This window comes from Actinospineispora acaciae DSM 45401, from assembly GCF_000620785.1.
GTDB classification, from domain to species: domain Bacteria; phylum Actinomycetota; class Actinomycetes; order Mycobacteriales; family Pseudonocardiaceae; genus Pseudonocardia; species Pseudonocardia acaciae.
This window is the reverse complement of sequence record NZ_JIAI01000001.1, coordinates 305,744-323,974: the sequence shown is the minus strand read 5'-3', so window position 1 is coordinate 323,974 and position 18,231 is coordinate 305,744. Positions and strand designations below refer to the sequence as shown.

16 protein-coding genes are annotated in these 18,231 nt (G+C 73.6%); 11 read left to right on the top strand and 5 right to left on the bottom strand.

The genetic code is table 11. The annotated features are described in order from the left end of the window. Positions 1-23: 23 nt before the first annotated feature. The 8 genes from N912_RS0101625 (at position 24) to N912_RS0101590 (ending at position 9,586) form a co-directional block, all read left to right on the top strand. Complete coding sequence (locus tag N912_RS0101625; RefSeq protein WP_211261108.1) at positions 24-1,355, top strand: MFS transporter; 1,332 nt, start codon at positions 24-26, stop codon at positions 1,353-1,355. After that, positions 1,352-2,677 carry a hydantoinase/oxoprolinase N-terminal domain-containing protein gene (locus tag N912_RS0101620; protein ID WP_028921046.1) on the top strand — a complete coding sequence of 442 codons (1,326 nt, stop codon included), beginning with the start codon at positions 1,352-1,354 and terminating at the stop codon, positions 2,675-2,677. Before N912_RS0101625 ends, N912_RS0101620 begins: the two co-directional genes overlap by 4 nt. Further along, on the top strand, positions 2,674-3,726 hold the full coding sequence (locus tag N912_RS48830) for an S-methyl thiohydantoin desulfurase family protein (RefSeq protein WP_051579442.1): 1,053 nt from the start codon (positions 2,674-2,676) through the stop codon (positions 3,724-3,726). Before N912_RS0101620 ends, N912_RS48830 begins: the two co-directional genes overlap by 4 nt. Next, complete coding sequence (locus N912_RS0101610; RefSeq protein ID WP_028921045.1) at positions 3,723-5,213, top strand: helix-turn-helix domain-containing protein; 1,491 nt, start codon at positions 3,723-3,725, stop codon at positions 5,211-5,213. The genes N912_RS48830 and N912_RS0101610 overlap by 4 nt, the downstream gene beginning before the upstream one ends. Positions 5,214-5,240: 27 nt before the next feature. After that, positions 5,241-6,113 carry an RNA polymerase sigma-70 factor gene (locus N912_RS0101605; protein ID WP_028921044.1) on the top strand — a complete coding sequence of 291 codons (873 nt, stop codon included), beginning with the start codon at positions 5,241-5,243 and terminating at the stop codon, positions 6,111-6,113. A gap of 87 nt (positions 6,114-6,200) precedes the next feature. Continuing rightward, positions 6,201-7,793, top strand: a complete 1,593-nt coding sequence (locus N912_RS0101600; protein ID WP_211261107.1) for an acetate--CoA ligase — start codon at positions 6,201-6,203, stop codon at positions 7,791-7,793. Positions 7,794-7,901: 108 nt separating this feature from the next. Continuing rightward, the gene (locus N912_RS0101595) at positions 7,902-8,750 is read left to right on the top strand and encodes an alpha/beta fold hydrolase (protein WP_342670822.1); all 849 of its coding nucleotides are present in this window, start codon (positions 7,902-7,904) and stop codon (positions 8,748-8,750) included. Between the two features lie 2 nt (positions 8,751-8,752). Next, the gene (locus tag N912_RS0101590; RefSeq protein WP_028921041.1) at positions 8,753-9,586 is read left to right on the top strand and encodes a GNAT family N-acetyltransferase; all 834 of its coding nucleotides are present in this window, start codon (positions 8,753-8,755) and stop codon (positions 9,584-9,586) included. 11 nt (positions 9,587-9,597) lie between these two features. Here the strand turns inward: N912_RS0101590 and N912_RS0101585 are convergent, their stop codons facing one another. Further along, positions 9,598-10,941 (bottom strand): aminotransferase-like domain-containing protein, encoded by a 1,344-nt coding sequence (locus N912_RS0101585; protein WP_028921040.1) that lies wholly within the window; start codon positions 10,939-10,941, stop codon positions 9,598-9,600. A gap of 96 nt (positions 10,942-11,037) precedes the next feature. Here N912_RS0101585 and N912_RS0101580 point away from each other — a divergent pair, with 96 nt between their 5' ends. Both N912_RS0101580 and N912_RS0101565 read left to right on the top strand, forming a co-directional pair. After that, positions 11,038-11,874: an alpha/beta fold hydrolase gene (locus tag N912_RS0101580; protein ID WP_028921039.1), complete on the top strand. Its 837-nt coding sequence runs from the start codon at positions 11,038-11,040 to the stop codon at positions 11,872-11,874. Positions 11,875-12,422: 548 nt separating this feature from the next. After that, the gene (locus tag N912_RS0101565) at positions 12,423-12,689 is read left to right on the top strand and encodes a hypothetical protein (RefSeq protein WP_028921038.1); all 267 of its coding nucleotides are present in this window, start codon (positions 12,423-12,425) and stop codon (positions 12,687-12,689) included. On the opposite strand, the gene N912_RS48825 is transcribed toward N912_RS0101565, so the two are convergent. From N912_RS48825 to N912_RS0101550, 3 genes are all read right to left on the bottom strand, one after another. Further along, a complete protein-coding gene (locus N912_RS48825) occupies positions 12,678-14,504 on the bottom strand; it encodes a bifunctional homocysteine S-methyltransferase/methylenetetrahydrofolate reductase (RefSeq protein ID WP_037062636.1) in 1,827 nt (608 codons plus the stop codon). The two genes, N912_RS0101565 and N912_RS48825, sit on opposite strands and share 12 nt — an antisense overlap. Beyond that, the gene (locus N912_RS0101555; RefSeq protein ID WP_028921037.1) at positions 14,501-15,904 is read right to left on the bottom strand and encodes a PucR family transcriptional regulator; all 1,404 of its coding nucleotides are present in this window, start codon (positions 15,902-15,904) and stop codon (positions 14,501-14,503) included. Before N912_RS0101555 ends, N912_RS48825 begins: the two co-directional genes overlap by 4 nt. A gap of 574 nt (positions 15,905-16,478) precedes the next feature. Further along, positions 16,479-16,682: a cold-shock protein gene (locus N912_RS0101550; RefSeq protein ID WP_028921036.1), complete on the bottom strand. Its 204-nt coding sequence runs from the start codon at positions 16,680-16,682 to the stop codon at positions 16,479-16,481. Positions 16,683-16,992: 310 nt separating this feature from the next. Here N912_RS0101550 and N912_RS0101545 point away from each other — a divergent pair, with 310 nt between their 5' ends. Then, positions 16,993-17,802, top strand: a complete 810-nt coding sequence (locus N912_RS0101545; protein WP_028921035.1) for an MBL fold metallo-hydrolase — start codon at positions 16,993-16,995, stop codon at positions 17,800-17,802. A gap of 21 nt (positions 17,803-17,823) precedes the next feature. Here N912_RS0101545 and N912_RS0101540 read toward each other — a convergent pair whose 3' ends face one another. Continuing rightward, entirely contained in the window at positions 17,824-18,177 is a 354-nt protein-coding gene (locus N912_RS0101540) for a VOC family protein (RefSeq protein ID WP_028921034.1), read from the bottom strand. Between the last annotated feature and the right edge of the window lie 54 nt (positions 18,178-18,231).

Genomic DNA, 18,231 nt, shown 5'->3' with positions numbered 1-18,231 from the left:
TCACACCCGCCAGGGAGGCCCCCGTGAGTTCCACCGCCGCGACTCCACCCCCGTCCCACCGGGACAGCTGGCCGGTCGGCGCCGCCTTCGAGGACATGCCGCTCAACTCCCGGCACGTCCTCGCCGGCGGCACGCTGTTCGTCGCGTTCGTGCTCGAGGCCTGGGAGATGCTCGCCCTGGTGTACATCGGCGCGGACGTGCGCCGTTCGCTCGGCATCGACGCGGCCAGCCTGGGCACGCTGGTGTCCGCGCTGTTCCTGGGCATGATCCCCGGCTCGCTGCTGGCCGGCACGGTGGCGGACCGGTACGGCCGCCGGCGCACCTGCGTCTGGAGCCTCGCGCTGTACGGCGTGTGCACCGTGGCCGCCGCGTTCGCGCCCGGCTACGGCTGGCTGCTGGCGGCCCGGTTCCTGGCCGGGTTCGCGGTGTCCGGGCTGCACGTGATGGCGTTCCCGTACTTCGAGGAGCTGCTGCCGGTGCGGGTGCGCGGCAAGGCCACGGTGTACCTGTCGTCGGGCTGGGCGCTGGGGCTGCTGCTCGCGGTCGGTTCCACCTCGGTGCTGGGCGGCTTCGGCTGGCGGACCGTGATGCTGGCCAACGCGCTGGTGGCGCTGTGGGCGCTGGCGATCAGGGCGCTGGTGCCGGAGTCGCCGTACTGGCTGGCCGCCCGGGCCCGGCAGGAGCAGGCCCGCGCGGTGCTGCGCCGGCTGGGCGCTCGCGTGCCCGAGGACGTCGCGCTGGCCGTGCCGGAGCAGAAGGCCGGCTCGGTGGCGGCCATCTTCACCGGCTCGCTGCGGCGGATCACGCTGGTGCAGGTGGCGCTCAACTTCGTGTTCGCCTGGGGCTACTGGGGGCTGCAGACCGGGCTGCCCGAGCTGCTCGCCCGCCGGGGCATGTCGCTGCCGGACACCCTGGCGTTCACCGCGGTCAGCGCCGTCTGCATGATCCCGGGCTACCTGAGCGCGTCCTGGCTGACCCACCGGTTCGGCCGGCGGCCGGTGTTCGTCGGCTACATCTGCGCGGCGGCCGCGGGCGGCGTGGTGTTCGCGACGGCGTCGGGGGCGGTCGCGCTGTACGCCGGCAACCTGCTGCTGGCGTTCTTCAGCCTGGGCGCGTTCGGGGTGTGGAACACCTGGCTGGCCGAGCTGTACCCGACGGCGGTGCGCGGGGTCGGCTACGGCTGGGGCATCTTCGCCCAGCGGGTGGCGAACACGGTGGCCCCGTCGGTGATCGGCGTGATGGCGGCCGGGGCTGTCGGGTTCGGCGCCACGGTGGCGTTCATCGACGTGTTTCTCGTGGTCACGGCGTTGCTGGCGGTGCGGCTGCCGGAGACCGAGGGTGCCGCGCTGCGGTGAGCATTACGCTGGCGCCGGACATGACCGGCGACCGAGCGAGCGTGCGAGCCGGGCTCGACCTGGCCACCGGCTCGGTCGGCGCGGCGGTGCTGCGCGGCGGCGAGCTGGTGGCGCGGCGGCACCTGGAGCACGACGGCGGAGACGAGGCCGCGGCGGTCGAGCGGGCGCTGGCCGGGCTCTGCGACGGCATCGACGACGGGATCGGCGACGGCATCGACGTGGTCACGGTGGCCACCGGTGCGCTGCGTGAGGCCCTGTACGAGCCGGCCGAGCTGGCGAAGGTCGCGGTGATCCGGCTGGCCCAGGCCGGCGGCACCATCCTGCCGCCGCTGTCGGGCTGGCCGGACCCGGTGAAAACGGCGGCGCACGCCGCGAGCGCCACCCTGCCCGGCGGGCACGACCTGTCCGGGCGCGAGCTGGCCCCGCTCGACCCTGACGCCATCCGCCGGTTCGTCGAGCGGGCCGGGGTGACCGACGTCGCGGTGTGCGCGGTCGGCTCGTGCGCGTTCCCCGACCACGAGCTGACCGTGGCCGAGCTGCTGCGCCGGGAGTTCCCCGAGCTGCACCTGACCCTGTCCCACGAGCTGGGCGGCCTCGGCACCCGCGACCGGGAGAACACCGCCGTGCTCAACGCCGCGGTCCGCCCGCGCGCACAGCGGCTCATCGACGCCGTGGAGGCCGCCGGCTCCCGGTTGGGCGTGGCCACCACGTTCGTCGGCAGCGACGGCGCCATGGTGTCCGCCGAGTACCTGCGCCGGCTGCCCGCGGTGGCGCTGGCCGGTGACTGGGCGGCGGTGTGCGTCGGGGCCGCCGCGCTCACCGGGCTGGACCGGGCCACGGTGGTGGAGCTGCGCTCCGGCCGGGCCAGGGTCGGGCTGATGGTCGACCGCCGCCCGGCCCGGCCGACCGCGCCGCGGTCGGTGTGCGCGATCCGGGTCGGCACGGCGATACCCGAGTTCGCCGAGGTGGCCGGCCCGCTGCCCGGGGACGCACCCACCATCGTGGTCGGCGAGCACCCGGAGCAGGGCTGGCGGCCGCCGTCGGAGAACGTGCGCCACCCGCCCGGGCACGACCTGGCGGCCGCGATCGGCGCGGCGGCCAGCCAGCCGGGCACCTCGGTGGAGCGGCTGGTCACCGCGGACGGCGCCGGGGAGCTGGAGCGGGCCGTGGCGGCGCTGCGGGACGAGGCACTGGCCAGGGTGGTCGGCGCCGGGGCGGACGCGGCCACCGCCCGGATCGACGACGAGCGGGTCACCCCGCTGTCCTACCTGCCGCGCGGCGTGCACCACATCGTGATCAGGGCGGCCGGGACCCTGCCGTGACGATCGGCCCGGACGACCTCGACGACCTGATGCTCGGCGGCACGCTCTACGCCTCCGGCGGCGGCCGGCGCACCTCGGCCACCGTGACGGAGTGGACCCACCAGGTGCTCACCGAGCGCGGCCCGGTGCCGCTGCTGGACGCCACCGAGCTGGCCCCTGGCACGCTGTGCGCCGCCGTCGGGATGGCCGGGTCGGCCGCGCTGTTCGAGGAGCTGCTGCCCAGCGGCGACGAGTTCGTCCGCGCGGTCCGCGCGCTGGAGCACCACCTGCGGGCGTCGGTGGGCGCGATCGTCCCGTTGAACACCGGCGGCAGCAACGCGGTGCTGCCGGTGTCCACCGCGCGGCTGCTGGGCGTGCCGCTGGTCGACGCGGACGGCATCGGGCGCACGTTCTCGCTGCTGGAGGGCACCACGTACCGGCTGGGCGGGGTCTCGCCCACCCCGATGGCGCTGGCCGGCACCGGCGGCGAGACGGCGGTGATCGAGACCCCGGTCGCCAGGCTGGAGGCGGTCACCCGGCCGTTCGTGCTGGCCTGCGGCGGGTGGGCGGCGGCGGCGATGTACCCGATGACGGCGGCGCGCCTGGCCGAGACCGGCATCCGGCACAGCGTGAGCCGCACGCTGCGGGCCGGCCGCACGCTGCGCGAGGCCGGCGCGCTGTCCGCCGACGCCATCGCCCACCGCCTCGGCGCGACCCGGCTGGTCACCGGCCGGGTGCTCACCGTGACCCCGCACGAGCCCCTCACCGAGTCGGCGCAGCCGGCCCGGCCGGTGAGCATCGTGGTGCGGGAGCGGGCCGGGCTGCGCCGGGTGGTGCGCCTGGAGGCCCGCAACGAGATAGCCGTGGCGTGGACCGACGGCGCCGTCGCCGCCTCGGCCCCGGACTGCTTTTGCCTGCTCGGCCTGCCCGGGCACCATCTGCTGGACATCGAGCGGGTGGAGGCCGGGATGGACCTGGAGGTGCTGGTGCTGCCGGCGGCCGAGCGCTGGCACAGCCCGGAGGGCCTGGCCGTGGCCGGGCCGCGCGCGTTCGGGTTCGACGTCCCGTGACCGCCGGGTCCTCCCCCACGGTGGCCGAGTTGCTGTTCGGCGGCCCGCTCTCCGGCGCGCGGGTGCACACCGAGGAGGGCCTGGACCGGGCGGTGCGCGAGGTCCGGATCGTCGACGACCTCGCCCGGCTGGCCCACCTCGCGCCCGGCGCGGCGGTGGTGCTCACGGCCGGCGCGGTGCGCGGCGAATGGAGCGTGGAGACGGCCGTGCGGCGGGCCTGGGAGCACGCGGCGGCCTGCGTCGTCGCCCCGGCCTCGGCGGTGCGGACGGGAGCGCCCGCGCTGATCGCCGGCCGGCTCAGGATGCCGTTGGTCACCGTCGCCGACGACCCGTACCAGGTGGCGCTCGCGCTGGCCCGCTCGGTCGGCGACCCGTCCGCCGCGCGGGCGGACGTCCTCGCGCGGTTCGCCACGCGGCTGGTCGAGCTGGCCGATCCAACGCCGAGGGCGGTGCTCGACGCGTTGGAGCGGACGGTGCCGAAGGTGCGGTTCGCGCTGCTGTCCCGGCGCGACGGGCTGGTCGCCGGGCACGCCGAGGTAGCGCGCGCCGCCGACGACGAGCCCGACCCCGACCGGCTGTTGCGCCGCCCGCTGCCCGGTGACCGGCGGCTGGAGCTGGCCGCGCTGGTGTCCGCCGGGGCTTCCGGGCTGGCCGAGACCGTGCGGGTGGCGCTGGGCATCGCCGCCCCGATGCTGGCCACCGCGCTGCTGTCCGAGCGGCTGGCGGCCGAGCGGGACGCCTCGGTGGCCAGCGCGGTGCTGCGGTGGCTGCTGGCGGGCGTCTCGGAAGGCGGCGGCGCCGCCGAGCCGGAGCTGGCCGAGCGGGCGGTGGCGTACGGCTGGCCGCTGAGCGGTCCGCTGGTCCCGGTGGCCGTCACGACCGCCGCCGCTTCTGATGACGCCGCCGAGCTGGCCACCGAGGTCCCGGCCGGCTGGCGCTCCGAGGGCGGCGAGCTGCTCGCCCGCCACCACGACTGCTGGGTGTGCTGGCTGCCGGCCGACGCGGGTCTGGACGCCGTCGCGCTGGTCGGTGACCGGCTGGCCGCCCTGCGCGCTGTCGCGCCGCTGGTCGGCGGGGTCGGGCCGGTGTGCGACTCGCTCGCCGAGCTGGCCGGTGGGCTGGCCTCGGCGTGCGGGGCCGCCGCGTTCGCCCGCCACCGCGGGCCCGGTCACGTCGAGCTGGCCGGCACCGTCGAGCCCGCCGGCCTGCTCGCCGCGCTGCCGGCGGACGCCCTCACCGGCGCCGCCCGCCAGGCCATGGCGCGGCTGCTGGCGCAGGACCGGGACGGCACGCTGCTGCGCACCCTCGCCGCCCTGCTCGACTCCGGCGGCGCGATCAACGAGGTGGCCGACGCGCTGGGCGTGCACCGCAACACGGTGGCCGGGCGGGCGCGCCGGCTGCGCGAGCTGGGCCTGGACCCGTTCGAGCTGCCCGACCGGCTGGCCGTGCACCTGGCCTGCCACCTGCTGCTGCGCGCCTCCATCTGACCCCGGAGCGGCTGGCATACTGCCGGTATGGTCGCCGACCCGTTCCAGGCCGCCCGCCCCCGGCTGTTCGGGCTGGCCTACCGGCTGCTGGGCGAGGCGGCCGAGGCCGAGGACGCCGTGCAGGACGCCTACCTGCGCTGGGCCGGCCGCGACGACGAGGTTCGGGTGCCGGAGGCCTGGCTGGTCAAGGCCGTCACCAACCTCTGCCTGAACCGGCTGACCTCGGCCCGCGCCCGCCGGGAGCGCTACGTCGGCCCGTGGCTGCCCGAGCCGGTGCTCACCGAGTCCGGCGCCCTCGGCCCGCTGGAGACCGTCGAGCAGCGCGAGTCGGTGTCGCTGGGGCTGCTGGTGCTGCTGGAGCGGCTCACCCCGCCGGAGCGGGCGGTGTTCGTCCTGCGCACCGCCTTCGAGTACACGCACGGCCAGATCGCCGAGATCCTGGACATCGAGGACGCACACTCCCGCCAGCTCTTCCGCCGCGCCCGCCAGCACCTGGACGAGCACCGCGCCCGCTTCGAGGTGGACGACGGGCGCCAGCGCGAGCTGGTGCGACGGTTCCTCACCGCCGCGCTGGACGGCGACCTCGCCGGCCTGGAGCGGATGCTCGCCGAGGACGTCGTCGCCTGGGCCGACGGCGGCGGCGTGGTCGGGGCCGCCCGCAACCCGGTGACCGGCCGCGCCAAGGTGGCCCGCTACCTGGCCGGACTGGCCGGCCACCCGCGGGCGGCCGGGATCGACGTCACCGTCGCCGAGGTGAACGCCGCCCCCGCGCTGGTGATCCACAACGACGGCCAGCTGCTCGACATCATCGCCCCACAGCTCGTCGACGGCCAAGTGACCGCCGTGCGCAGCATGGTCCACCCCGGCAAGCTGGCCTACGCCGTGGCCCAGCTGGCCTGACGGTCCGTCCGCGAGCGCGTCGCGGCCGGCGGTGTTTCACTGGTGGGCAGAACACCGGTCCCCACCGACGTGGATCGAGGTGCCGCCATGCACGCCCCGATGCTCCGCCCGGCGTCCAGCTACCAGGAGCTGTGGAGCCAGGTCGACTTCGCCACCCTGGACGTCCCCGAGGAGTTCAACCTCGGCGTGGCCTGCGCGGACCGGCACGATCCCGGCACCAGGGCGCTGACCGTGGTGGCCCAGGACCGCTCCAGCCGCGACTACACCTTCGGCGAGCTCACCGAGCAGTCCAACCGGCTGGCCAACGCGCTCGCCACGCTCGGCATCGGGCGGGGCGACATCGTCGGCGTGGTGAACCCGGCCTCGTTCGAGACCGGCGTCTGCTACACCGCGCTGTTCCGGATGGGCGCCGTGGCGCTGCCGCTGTCCTCGCTGTTCGGCCCGGACGCGCTGAGCTTCCGGCTGCGCGACGCGGGCGCCAAGGTCGTGATCGTCTCGGCGGCGAACGCGCCACGGGTGCGGGAGGCGCTGGCCGGCGCCGAGGTGCCGCTGCTTGTCATCGGCGAGACGTTCGAGCGCGCGCTGGCCGCCGCGTCGCCCGAGTTCAGCCCGGTGCGCACGCGCGCGGAGGACCCGGCGTTCCTGATCTACACCTCCGGCACCACCGGCGACCCCAAGGGCGCGCTGCACGCGCACCGGATCGTGTTCGGCCACCTGCCCGCGTTCGAGGCCGTCTACGAGTTCTACCCGCAACCGGACGACGTGCTGTGGTCGCCGGCGGACTGGGCCTGGATCGCCGGGATCATGGACATCCTGGTGCCGGCCTGGTTCTACGGCCTGCCGGTGGTGGTCGACCTGGACCCGACGTTCACCGCCGAGCGGTCGGTGTGGCTGATGCGGGAGTTCCAGGTCACGCTCACGCTGCTGCCGGCCACCGCGCTGCGCATGATCCGCGCGGCCGGCCTGCCCGGCGGGAACTTCTCCTACCGGGCCATCTGCTCGGGCGGCGAGGCCCTCGGCGCCGAGCTGCTGAAGTGGAGCGAGGATTTCTTCGACTGCACGGTGAACGAGGGCTACGGCCAGACCGAGCTGAACGCGGTGATCGGCAACTGCGCGTCGGTGTTCCCGATCAGGCCCGGCTCGCTCGGGCGGGCGCTGCCCGGCACCGTGATCGCCGTCCTCGACGACGCCGGCAACCCGGTGACCGGCCAGGTCGGCGAGATCGCCATCGACCGCAACCACCCCAGCACCATGCTGGAGTACTGGCGCAACCCGGCCGCGACCGCCGAGAAGTTCCACAACGACTGGCTGCTCACCGGCGACCTGGGCATCCAGGACGAGGACGGCTACGTCTGGTTCCAGGCGCGCAAGGACGACGTGATCAACTCCGCCGGCTACCGCATCGGCCCCGGCGAGATCGAGAGCAGCCTCGGCGCCCACCAGGCGGTGGCCATGGCCGCGGTGATCGGCGTCCCGGACGCCCGCCGAGGCCAGGTGCCCAAGGCGTTCGTGGTGCCGCGCCCCGGGGTTCGGGGTGACCAGGCGCTTGCCGACGAGCTCCGCGCGCACGTCCGTGCCCGGCTGGCAGCCCACGAGGTGCCCAGGGAGATCGAGTTCGTGGACGACCTGCCCAGAACCACCACCGGCAAGATCATGCGCCGCGCTCTTCGCGGTTCCTGAGTACCGAGTTTCGAAAGTCGCGCACTCGGCAAAGCAATGTCGAGAGCGCATGCGGCAATGCCGAGACGGACATGGTGTTCGCCCGCTTTCCGTAGTTGGCTGTGATCCGTGACCGAGGCGCGCACCGTCGTCATCGACGGCGTCCGTCAGATATACCGGGTGGCGGGTCGGGGTCCCGTATGTCTTGTACATCCCGGTGGGCCCGGCGTGCGCCCGGACTACCTGCGGATGCCCGGTCTGGAAGAGCACCTGACCCTGATCTACCTCGATCCGGTCGGGTCCGGGGACAGCGACCTGCTGCCGGGCGGCGACTACTCAATGTCCCGCTATGTTCAATTCGCAAATGGCGTACTCGACGATTTCGGCGCTTCGACCGCATACTTTCTCGGCCATTCGCACGGAGGTTTCGTCGCGCTGCAGTACGGCCTGGACAGCCCGCAACGCCTCGACGGGCTGATCCTGTACGACACGGCGCCGATGTGGAACGACGAGCTGAACGAGGCGGCCACCAAGGAGATGGCTGTGTTCGTGCGCCGTTGGCCGCGCCGGCCGGAAGCGGTGCTGGCGGCCCGGACCTGGGACGCGGCCGCCGCCGGGACCGACAACGAGTCGTACTGCCGGTTCCTTGCCGCGATCCTGCCCGCCTACTTCTACGACTACCGCGCGACGACGCGGCGGTTGGGCCGGGAGATCCGGCTCGGGGTGCGACACGACCCGAACCGGTTGCCGGTCGAATGGGACGTGCGGGACCGGCTCGGCGAGATCGACGTGCCGACGCTGGTGATCGGCGGCAGCTACGACTTCCGCTGCCCGATCGACTTCGCGTACCAGCTGAGCGCGCGGATGCCGAACGCCCGGCTGGTCGAGCTGGGCGACAGCGGCCACTTCGGACACATCGAGCAGCCCGCCGACTTCACCGAGGCCATCGTGGCATTCGTGATCAGCAGGGGGAGATGACGGTGACGAACGTGTTGTCGCTCGGCCTGGCCGAGCAGACCGAGATCGACGCGTACACGGCCTTCGCCACGGCGGCGCCGCCGGCGGTACGGGACACGCTCGGCGTGGGCTCGCTGCGGCTCGGGCCGGCGCGGGCGCTGGCGATTCGCGAGGACCCGAGCCGGTTCTTCAACCGGGCGGGCGGGTTCGACGGCAACGAACCGATCACCGCGGACCTGATCGCGCGGGTGTGCCGGTTCTTCGCCGAACAGAGCGTGCCGACGGGCTCGATCATGATCGCGCCGGATCTGCTGCCCTCGGACTGGCCGGCGATCGCGGCACAACTCAATCTCGAAGAAGGACCGACGTTCGTCAAGCTCGCGTACGACCTGGATGCCGCGGTGGTCGATGTGGCGCTGGATTCCGGGCTACGGGTAGGTCGGCTCGAACCGCACCAGGCTCGCGAATGGGCGACGGTCATGATGGAAACGTTCGAGTTGGCCACTCCGAACGAAATGATCGACCTGGCCGAGGGTTTCGTGGGCGCGCCGGACTGGCAACAGTTCGCGGTGTGGGAAAGCGAGCGGATCGTCGCGGTCGGCAGCCTTTATGTGCACGGGGAGACCGCCGGCACGTTCGGCGGCGCAACGCGGCCCGACGCGCGCGGTCGCGGCGCCCAGTCGGCGCTGCTGGCCACCCGGTTGCGGGCCGCGCGGGACGCCGGCTGCCGCTGGGTGGTCGCCGACACCGGCGCGGAGACATCCGGCCAGCACAACCCCTCGCTGCACAACATGCTGCGGCTCGGCTTCACCCGACGGTACGAACGGACCAGTTGGGTCTGGAGCGAGCACCGCTGAACGGCGGCCGCCTACTCGACTCCCAGTTCGTCGGGATTTCGCCTGGCCAGGGAGGCGAGGGTGTCCAGGGCGGTGGTGAGGACGTCGAGTGGTGGGGCGGCGAGGGCTAGGCGGACCGCGTTGGGGGCTTGGCCGGGGGTGACGGCGAACGCGGCGCCGGGGGTGACGGCGATGCCCCGGCGGGCGGCCGCCGCGACGAAGGTGTCCGCCCGCCACGGGTCGGGCAGCTCCCACCAGCCGTGGTAGGCGCGCGGGTCGGCGCGGAAGTCGAACTCGGCCAGGCGCTCGGACGCGACCTGCTGGCGGGCCAGCGCGTCCGCCCGCTTGGCCGCCGCGATCGTGGCCACCGAGCCGTCCGCCATCCAGCGCGCCGCCGTGGCCAGCACGAACCCGGCGGCGGTCCAGGTGCCGGAGCGCAGCGCGGCGGTGACGGCGTCGACCATTTCCGGCGGTGGGACGAGGAAGCCCAGCGTGAGGCCGGGGGCGAGGCGTTTGGACAGGCTGTCGATCAGGATCGTGCGCTCCGGGGCGTGGGCGGACAGCGGGGCGAGGTCCGGACCGAGGAAGCCGTACACGGTGTCCTCGATCGCGTACAGGCCGCGCCGGCGCAGCACGTCGGCCAGCTCGATCCTGCGCTGGTCGGGGATGGTGGCCCCGAGCGGGTTGTGCAGGGCCGGTTGCAGGTAGACGGCGCGCACCGGGGCGTCGGCGAGGGACGACGGCACCAGGCCGTGCTCGTCCATGGTGAGGGGCACGAGCGTGACGCCCAGCCGGGCCGCTATGCCCTTGACCACAGGGTAGGTCATCGGCTCCACGCCCAGGCGCCCGCCGGCCGGTAGCAAGGTGGCGATCGCGGCGGCGATCGCCTGGCGGCCGTTGCCGGCGAACAGCAGCCGTGACGGGTCCGGTGTCCAGGCGCTTCGGGTCAGGAGCGCGGCGGCCGCTTCCCTGGCGGCGGGGATGCCGTCCGGACCCACCGGTCGCAGGCCGTCGGCCAGCGCGGACGGGTCGAGCATCGGGCCGAGGCCGTCGGCTAGCAGTTGGGCCTGCTCGGGCAGCACCGGGAAGCTCAGCTCCAGGTCGACGACCGCCCTGCCGTCGGGCCGCCTGGCGGGGGCGGTCGCGGCACCGCCGCTCGCGGTGGCGGTGGAGGCGCGGACGAACGTGCCCCGGCCGACCTCCCCCACGGCCAGCCCGCGCCGGACCAGCTCGCCGTACACGCGGGCGGCGGTCGAGTTCGCGATGCCCCGGCCTCGGGCGAACCTGCGCTGCGGCGGCAACCGCTGGCCCGGACGCAGCCGGCCCTCGGCGATGTCGGCGGCGAGCGCATCCGCGATCTCGTGGTAGTCGCTCATAGTTACACCATATTGTATCGAGAGCAATGTTTCTATTGCACCGGTATTGCCTCATGCTTAGCCTCGAATGTACCAGTCGAGCGAGGGAGGGCGGCCATGAGCTGGGTCGTCATCGAGGGAACCGTCATCGAGTACGACGACACTTGCACTGACGTCGGCGCGGGCGATCCGCTCGTGCTCATCCACGGCCACCCGTTCAACCGCTCCATGTGGCGCCCGCAGGTCGAGCACTTCGCCCGCGCCGGCCGCCGGGTGGTCACGCCGGACCTGCGCGGGTACGGGCGCAGCGCGGTGGTGCCCGCCGTGACCGGGCTGGAGACGTTCGCCAGGGACATCGCCGGGCTGCTCGACCACCTCGGCCTGCGGCGCGTGATGCTGGGCGGGCTGTCCATGGGCGGTCAGGTCGTGCTGGAGTTCTACCGGCTGTTCCCCGACCGGGTGCGCGCGCTGGTGCTGGCGGACACCAGCGCACCGGCGGAGTCACCGAGCGGGCGCCGCGAGCGCTCCGAGATGGCCGCCAGATTGCTCCGAGAAGGCCTGCGCGGATACGCCGACGAGGTGCTGCCCAAGATGGTGGCCCCGAGCACCCTCCGGACCAGGCCCGAGGTGGCCGACCACGTGCTGGACATGATGCGCGGCACCTCACCGCTGGGCGCGGCCGCCGCGCTGCGCGGCCGGTCGGCACGGCCCAGCTACGTCGAGCTGCTACCCCACATCCGCGTTCCCACCCTGGTCGTCGTCGGCGGCGAGGACGAGTTCACCCCGATCAGCGACGCCGAACTGATCGCCGACCGGGTGCCCGACGCCACCCTGGAGATCGTCCACGGGGCCGGCCACCTGCCGAACCTGGAACGCCCGGCCGAGTTCAACGCCGCGCTCGAACACTTCCTCCGCTCCCTGCCCTCGGACCAAGATGGGTTCCATGCCGCGTAGCACCGACCGCATCCGGGTGAGCGCCGTGGTGGCCATGCAGAAGCGCGCGGGTATCGACATCGTCAGCGACGGGGAGGCCGGCAAGCCCGGGTTCTGAAACTACGTCCGCAACCGCCTGGACGGCCTCGGCGGCCAGGCCGGCGCCCGCCGGTTCCACGACCTGGCCGAGATGGGACAGGCCGGGCTGACCGACGCGCAGCGGGAGGCCGCCGCGCACATCAACATGCCGGCCTGCGAGGGACCGTTGCGCTACCGCGACGCCGAGAAGCGATAGAGAGCACTACTCGGAGCATTCCATCGGAGCAATTAAGGCTCCACCTGTGCTGGGGCAGCTACCCCGCATCGCACCGCTACGACGTCCCGCTCTCCGACGTCCCGCTCTCCGACGTGCTCGAACCGGTGCTGCGCAGCCTCAGCGAAGGCGCGGCGATCACCCCGTTGTGGCGATCACCAACCGAACCCCGGTCGGTCTTGGCTCGCCGCCCATATCACCGGGCGTTCACCCCGCATTACCGTCGGTCGCGCCCTGCGGTGCTGTGGGAGGTGTGATGACATCGGCCGTTCGTGACGGGTCCACCCCGCTGGCCCCGGTGCTCCGCGAGCTGACCCGGATCGCCGACGCCGTCGAGGCCGAGCGCTCGGCCCGCGACCAGGCGTTGATCGACGCGCTGCGCAAGGAGGTGGCCGAGCTGCGTGCCGCCGTCGCCCACCTGCGGGCATCGGCCGCCCCGCTACCGGCCGCGCTGCGCCCTGTGGTGGCCCGTTCGCTGGTCGACGCTGGTCACGAGGCGTCCGACCCCGGCTCAGCCGCCTGATCCCTGGTCGTCGAAGCCGAGGGCCGCGACCGCCCGCAGCGTCTCGACCGGGTCCTCCGACGGCGCCAGCACGATGCCGTTGACCAGCCCCCTGATCTGCCCGACCAGCTCCGCCGCGAGCTCGATGCCGACCTCGCGCGCCCGCTCCCCCGCCGCGTCCAACGCCGCCAGCGTGCCGCGTGGAATGCGCACGTCGGGCACCTCGTGAGCGAGGAACTCCGCCTCCGGGAAGCCGGTCAGCGGCTGCACGGCGGCCAGGATCGGCACCCGGTGCTCGCCCAGCAGCTCCAGCAGCCGCTCCAGGTGCGCCCGCGCGTACACCGGCCGGGTGATCAGAAAGTGCGCCCCGGCCGAGACCTTCCGGAGCGCCTCGGCGGCCTCCCGCTCGGGTTCCCGGCTGCCCGGGTTGATCCGCGCGCCGATCTCGAACTCCGTCTTCGCCGGCAGTTGCAGCCCGTAGTAGTCGGTGCCGTCGTTGAGCCCGGCGAGCAGCTCGATCAGGCCGAGGGAGTCGACGTCCCAGATACCGTCGACGTGCGGGTAGTCGCCGAGCAGCGGCGGGGTGCCGGTCTCGCAGACGATGCGCCGCACCCCCAGCGCGTGCGCGCCGAGCAGGTCGGCCTGCAGCGCCATGATCGTGCGGTCCCAGGTGGTCACGCTGGCCACGGTGTCCACCCCGAGGCGCTGGTGCAGGTGCAGGGCCAGGTCGACGGGGTTCACCCTGGCGGCGGTGCTGCGCGAGGCGGCCACCGAGATGAGCCTGGTCCCGGCGTCGCACAGCCGCCGCGCGACCGCGAGCGAGTCGTCCACTCCCCCGGTCGGCGGCGGCGTCAGCTCCACGACCAACCTGTCCAGCTCGGCGAACGAGGACGCGGAGGCGGTCGCGGTGGGCGGGCCGGCGGGCCGCGTCCGGGTCGGCGGGCGTGCGGCGGCGGGGCGGTCCCGATACTCCTCGGTGGCCGCCACGATCGCCGCCAGCTGGGTGGGCGTGGTGCCGCAGCAGCCGCCGACCACGCCCGCGCCCGCGTCGAGCAGCTGGCGGACGTAGCGCACGAAGTACTCGGAGTCGATGTCGTACTCGAACCGGGCCGGCGCGACCCGCCTGGGCAGGCCCGCGTTGGGCTGCACGGTGAGCGGCAGGTCGGTGTGCGCGCGCAGCTCGCGCAGCACGGCCAGCGAGCGCTGCGGGCCGAGCGTGCAGTTCGTGCCCAGCGCCACGATCGGCGCCCCGGCCAGCGCGGAGACCACCTCGCGCGGGGTGTGCCCGCTGAGCGTGTGGGTGTCGGTGGCGAAGGTGGCCTGCGCGATCACCGGCACGTCGGAGGCGGCGGTGGCGATCTCGACGGCCTCCACCAGCTCGTCGAGGTACCCGAACGTCTCCAGCAGCACCAGGTCGACGCCCGCGTCGGCGAGCACCTCGACCTGCTCGCGCACCGCGTCGGCCCGCCGCGCGCCACGCACCCGCCTGCGCTGGTGCACGCTCACCGCCGGCGCGACCGACCCGGCCACCAGCACCGACCGTCCCGCCTCGGCGGCCTGCCTGGCCAGCCGCACGCCGGCCCGGTTGATCTCCTCGACCCGGTCGCCGAAGCCGTACTCGGACAGCCTCGGCCGGCTGGCGCCGAACGTGTTGGTCTGGATGATGTTGACCCCGGCGTCGACGTAGCTGTCGTGCACGGTGCGCACCAGCGCCGCGTTCGTGAGGTTGAGCGCGGGCAGCGCCTGGTCCAGCGAGTTGCCGGCGGCGTGCAGCATGGTGCCCATCGCGCCGTCGCAGACCAGCGCACCGCGCTCCAGCATCGCGCGCAGGTTCATCGCGGCCCTCCCCCCGGCCCGGCCAGGATCTCCGCCGCGACCTCGGCCATCAGCCGGTCGCGGTGCACGTCGAAGGACAGTCCGGTGATCTCCTCGATGCGCCGGATCCGGTAGTTGACGGTGTTCGGGTGCACGTGCAGCCGCTGGGCGGTGCGGCGCGGGCTGCTGTTCTCGTTGAAGTACACCGACAGCGTGGCCAGGTACTCCATGCCGCTGGTCCGTTCCTCCGCCAGCAGCGCGCCCAGCACCTCCTCGGCGAACGCCCGCACGTCGGCGACGTCCGGCACCCGCAGCAGCAGCCGGTGGATGCCCAGGTCGGCGAACGCCGTGACGCCGCCGCCCGCGCCCATCCGCCGGGTGGCCGCGAGCGCGCGGCGGGCCTCGGCGTAGGAGCGGGCGATGTCCGCGGCGGTGTGGCAGGGGTTGCCGATGCCGACCGCCGCCGCCCCGAGCCGGCGGGTCGCGGCGGTGTCCACGCAGGCCTGGGCCAGCGCACGGGCCTGCGCCTGTGTCGCCGCCTGTGTCGCCGCCTGGGTCGACCCCGTGCCGACCCGCACCGGCACCGGGGCGATCGCCACCACCTCGTCGGCGCGGGCCGCCACGATGGCCCCGGAGGCGCGCTGGGTGAGCACCGACTCGAGCGTGGCCAGCCCGGCCCCGCGCCGGTTCTGGTCCCGCTCCTCGACGAACGCGACGGCCAGTACCTGGTACGGGCGGTCGGCGTCGAAGCCGAGGTGCCGCGCCCACCTGTCGACCTCGGTGTCGTCCCGGTCGCGGTGCTGCAGGAGCGCCTCGAACAGCTCCTGGCGGGCGCGCCCGGCGGCGGCCGCCACCACCAGGTCCCTGCCGATGACCACGCCGCAGACCATCGCCGCGTGCTCGGTGACCAGCAGCCGCATGTCCTCGGTCAGCTCGTCGGCCGGGTCCTCGGTCAGGCCGCCGCCGCGCGCGCCGCCCGCGAGCAGGTAGCCGGCCACGTCGGTGCCGACCGAGACCGGGGCGACGATCACCGAGGCGGCGTCGCCGGTCAGCACCGGCACGGTCAGCGCCCGGCGGTTGCGCGCGGCGGCGGCCAGCACGGTGTGCAGGCCGCTGGCGCCCGAGTGCTCGCGCACGACGCCGAGGATGTCGCCCGGGTCGGACGCCCCGGCGCAGGCGAGCACCTCCAGCCCCCGGTCCAACAGAACCACGCCGGCGCCCACCCGCTCGGAGAGGAAGCGCGCCACCGACTCCAGGTCGACTTCCTGCGACGCCAGCGCGGAGAGGTGCCCGCAGATCGCGACCACCCTGCGCAGCAGCGCGGCCTCGTCGCGGGCGTCGACCTTCGGCCCGCCGTGATCGGCGAATGCCGGCAGGCGGGGTACGGCACGCGCGCCCGCCGTCGGCCCGACCCCGGTCATATTCGGACCCTACTGTCGCGCGCCGTCCCCATCAATGGCGTCCGCCCATTTATGTCGTAACACAACCGCTCCGCCAAATACCGCCGCGACGGGCACGCCCACGTCCGTACGCCATGCAGACAACCTGACGCCCGTGCCACCCGCACACCGCGAACCAGTGGCGTCCTCACAGGCACCGACGTGCCTAGCGGAGGCCGCGCGGCCTGCGAGAACATGAACGCCTACCGGTCGAGAGCCGGCGGCGCGCTCGCCGTTGATAGATCGTTCTACCGAACGACCGCCGCACCACCATGGCCTCGGGACTGTGCGAAACCACAATCCGTCGACGAGAATCTTGGTTTCCGCACCGAAGACATCGCCGGCCGCTCGTTATTCGCCCCCGGCAATGAAGAAAGAAAACCAGCCCACGTCCGTAGTTGGGCTCGGCCGGCACACCCAGTTCGTACGTGGCACATGCGCCGCGGCGCATGTGCGAGTTACGAACCGGGTGTGCGGGCGGATGGGTGGTCACGGACAGCAAACGGCCCCAGGCGGTGTCACCAACCTGGGGCCGTCGTCAGCGCGTCGAACGAAGTCAGATGACCTGCACGTTGTCTGCCTGCGGGCCCTTCTGGCCCTGGCTCACGTCGAAGGAGACCCGCTGGTTCTCCTCGAGGCTGCGGAAGCCGGAGCCCTGGATGGACGAGTAGTGCACGAAGACGTCCGGGCCGTTGTCGTCAGTGGAGATGAACCCGAAGCCCTTCTCCGCGTTGAACCACTTCACCGTGCCCTGAGCCATGTTTCTCCTGATGATGTGCGGTACCGGCCGACACCTCGCCAACCGGTGGTTGCGGCGGGCCCCGCCGTCCAGAGAGTCCCCAGATCCACGAAGCCCGGTGTCACGCTCCACGGACGCTTCGCAACGATCGAGGAAAACACGACTGCAACATCGGAGAAGTTACCACAGCCGCTGTTGCCTCCGGTGCGGGAGCAACACACGGGGCCAGCAGCACGCAAGTGTCCGGAGAGATTTTCGGCCCACGAACGTTGGCACACGCTTGTAGGCTCGCCGGGTTGGTGGCAGGCTCGGGCCCGGGAGGAACGCCACCATGTTGATCTGTCAGACCTGCGCCGTCGAGCATGCCGAGGCCGTCGCGGTGTGCGCGATCTGCGCGGATGAGCGCCAGTGGGTGCCGGCCACCGGGCAGGCCTGGACCACGCTCAACGAGCTCGCCGCCGCCGGGCATCGGGTGGGCGTGCGCGAGCTCGAGCCGGACCTCTACGGCATCACCGCCGAACCGAAGGTCGGGATCGGCCAGCAGGCGCACCTGGTGCGGACCCCGGCCGGGAACCTGCTCTGGGACCCGGTCGGCTACCTCGACGAGGACGCCGTGCGCGAGGTCGGCCGGCTGGGCACGGTGGCCGCGATCGTGGCGAGCCATCCGCACATGTTCGGCGTGCAGGTGGAGTGGAGCCGCGCGCTCGGCGACCCACCGATCTTCGTCTCCGAGGCGGACCTGTCCTGGGTGGCGCGCCCGGACCCGGCGATCCGGCCGTGGGCCGGCAAGCTCGACGTCCTGCCCGGCCTGACGCTGGTCCAGCTGGGCGGGCACTTCCCCGGCAGCGCCGTCGCGCACTGGGCGGCCGGCGCCGGCGGCAACGGCGTGTTGTTCGGCGGCGACACCATCCAGTCGAACCCGGACCGCGCCACCGTGACCTTCATGCGCAGCTACCCGAACCGCATCCCGCTGTCGGCCGCGGTCGTGGACCGGCTCACCCGTGGCGTGGAGGGGCTCGCGTTCGACCGCCTGTACGACAACTTCGGCCGCACCATCGACACCGACGCCCGCGCGGCCGTCCGCCGCTCCGCCGACCGCTACATCGGCTGGGTGCGCGGCGACTTCGACCACCTCACCTGAGCCCGGCGAGCGGCCGGTCACTCAGTCCCGGTGTGAGACGACGTTGATGACGTGGCCGTGCGGGTCGCGCACGAAGAACCGACGAACCCCCCACGGCTCGTCGGTCAGCGGGTGCACGATCTCGACGCCCATCCGCCGGGCTCGGGCGTAGGCCTCGTCCACCTCGGAGGTGCCCACCGACACCGCGGAGTCCTCGGGTGCCGTCGCGTCCCTGCTGATCAGGCTCAGCTGGGCGGTGTGGTTGTCCGGGGACCAGAAGCCCGTGATCCAGTCCATTCCGAAGCTCTTCTCCAGCCCGAGGACGCGTTCGTAGAACTCGTGTCCGGCGGCGACGTCGGCCACCTTGAGGTTGGGCACAATCCGATGAACGACCATGGCGGAGACGGTAGGGGCGCCGCGTGGCCGGGTCTTGGAGAAACGGGAGGGCGC

Excerpts from the sequence above, each read along its gene's own strand:
- N912_RS0101600 (WP_211261107.1), top strand. The coding sequence starts at position 6,201 with ATGCACGCCCCGATGCTCCGCCCGGCGTCCAGCTACCAGGAGCTGTGG.
- N912_RS0101605 (WP_028921044.1), top strand. The coding sequence starts at position 5,241 with ATGGTCGCCGACCCGTTCCAGGCCGCCCGCCCCCGGCTGTTCGGGCTG.
- N912_RS0101555 (WP_028921037.1), bottom strand. The coding sequence starts at position 15,904 with ATGACCGGGGTCGGGCCGACGGCGGGCGCGCGTGCCGTACCCCGCCTG.
- N912_RS0101545 (WP_028921035.1), top strand. The coding sequence starts at position 16,993 with ATGTTGATCTGTCAGACCTGCGCCGTCGAGCATGCCGAGGCCGTCGCG.
- N912_RS0101540 (WP_028921034.1), bottom strand. The coding sequence starts at position 18,177 with ATGGTCGTTCATCGGATTGTGCCCAACCTCAAGGTGGCCGACGTCGCC.
- N912_RS0101585 (WP_028921040.1), bottom strand. The coding sequence starts at position 10,941 with ATGAGCGACTACCACGAGATCGCGGATGCGCTCGCCGCCGACATCGCC.
- N912_RS0101550 (WP_028921036.1), bottom strand. The coding sequence starts at position 16,682 with ATGGCTCAGGGCACGGTGAAGTGGTTCAACGCGGAGAAGGGCTTCGGG.
- N912_RS0101565 (WP_028921038.1), top strand. The coding sequence starts at position 12,423 with ATGACATCGGCCGTTCGTGACGGGTCCACCCCGCTGGCCCCGGTGCTC.
- N912_RS48825 (WP_037062636.1), bottom strand. The coding sequence starts at position 14,504 with ATGAACCTGCGCGCGATGCTGGAGCGCGGTGCGCTGGTCTGCGACGGC.
- N912_RS0101580 (WP_028921039.1), top strand. The coding sequence starts at position 11,038 with ATGAGCTGGGTCGTCATCGAGGGAACCGTCATCGAGTACGACGACACT.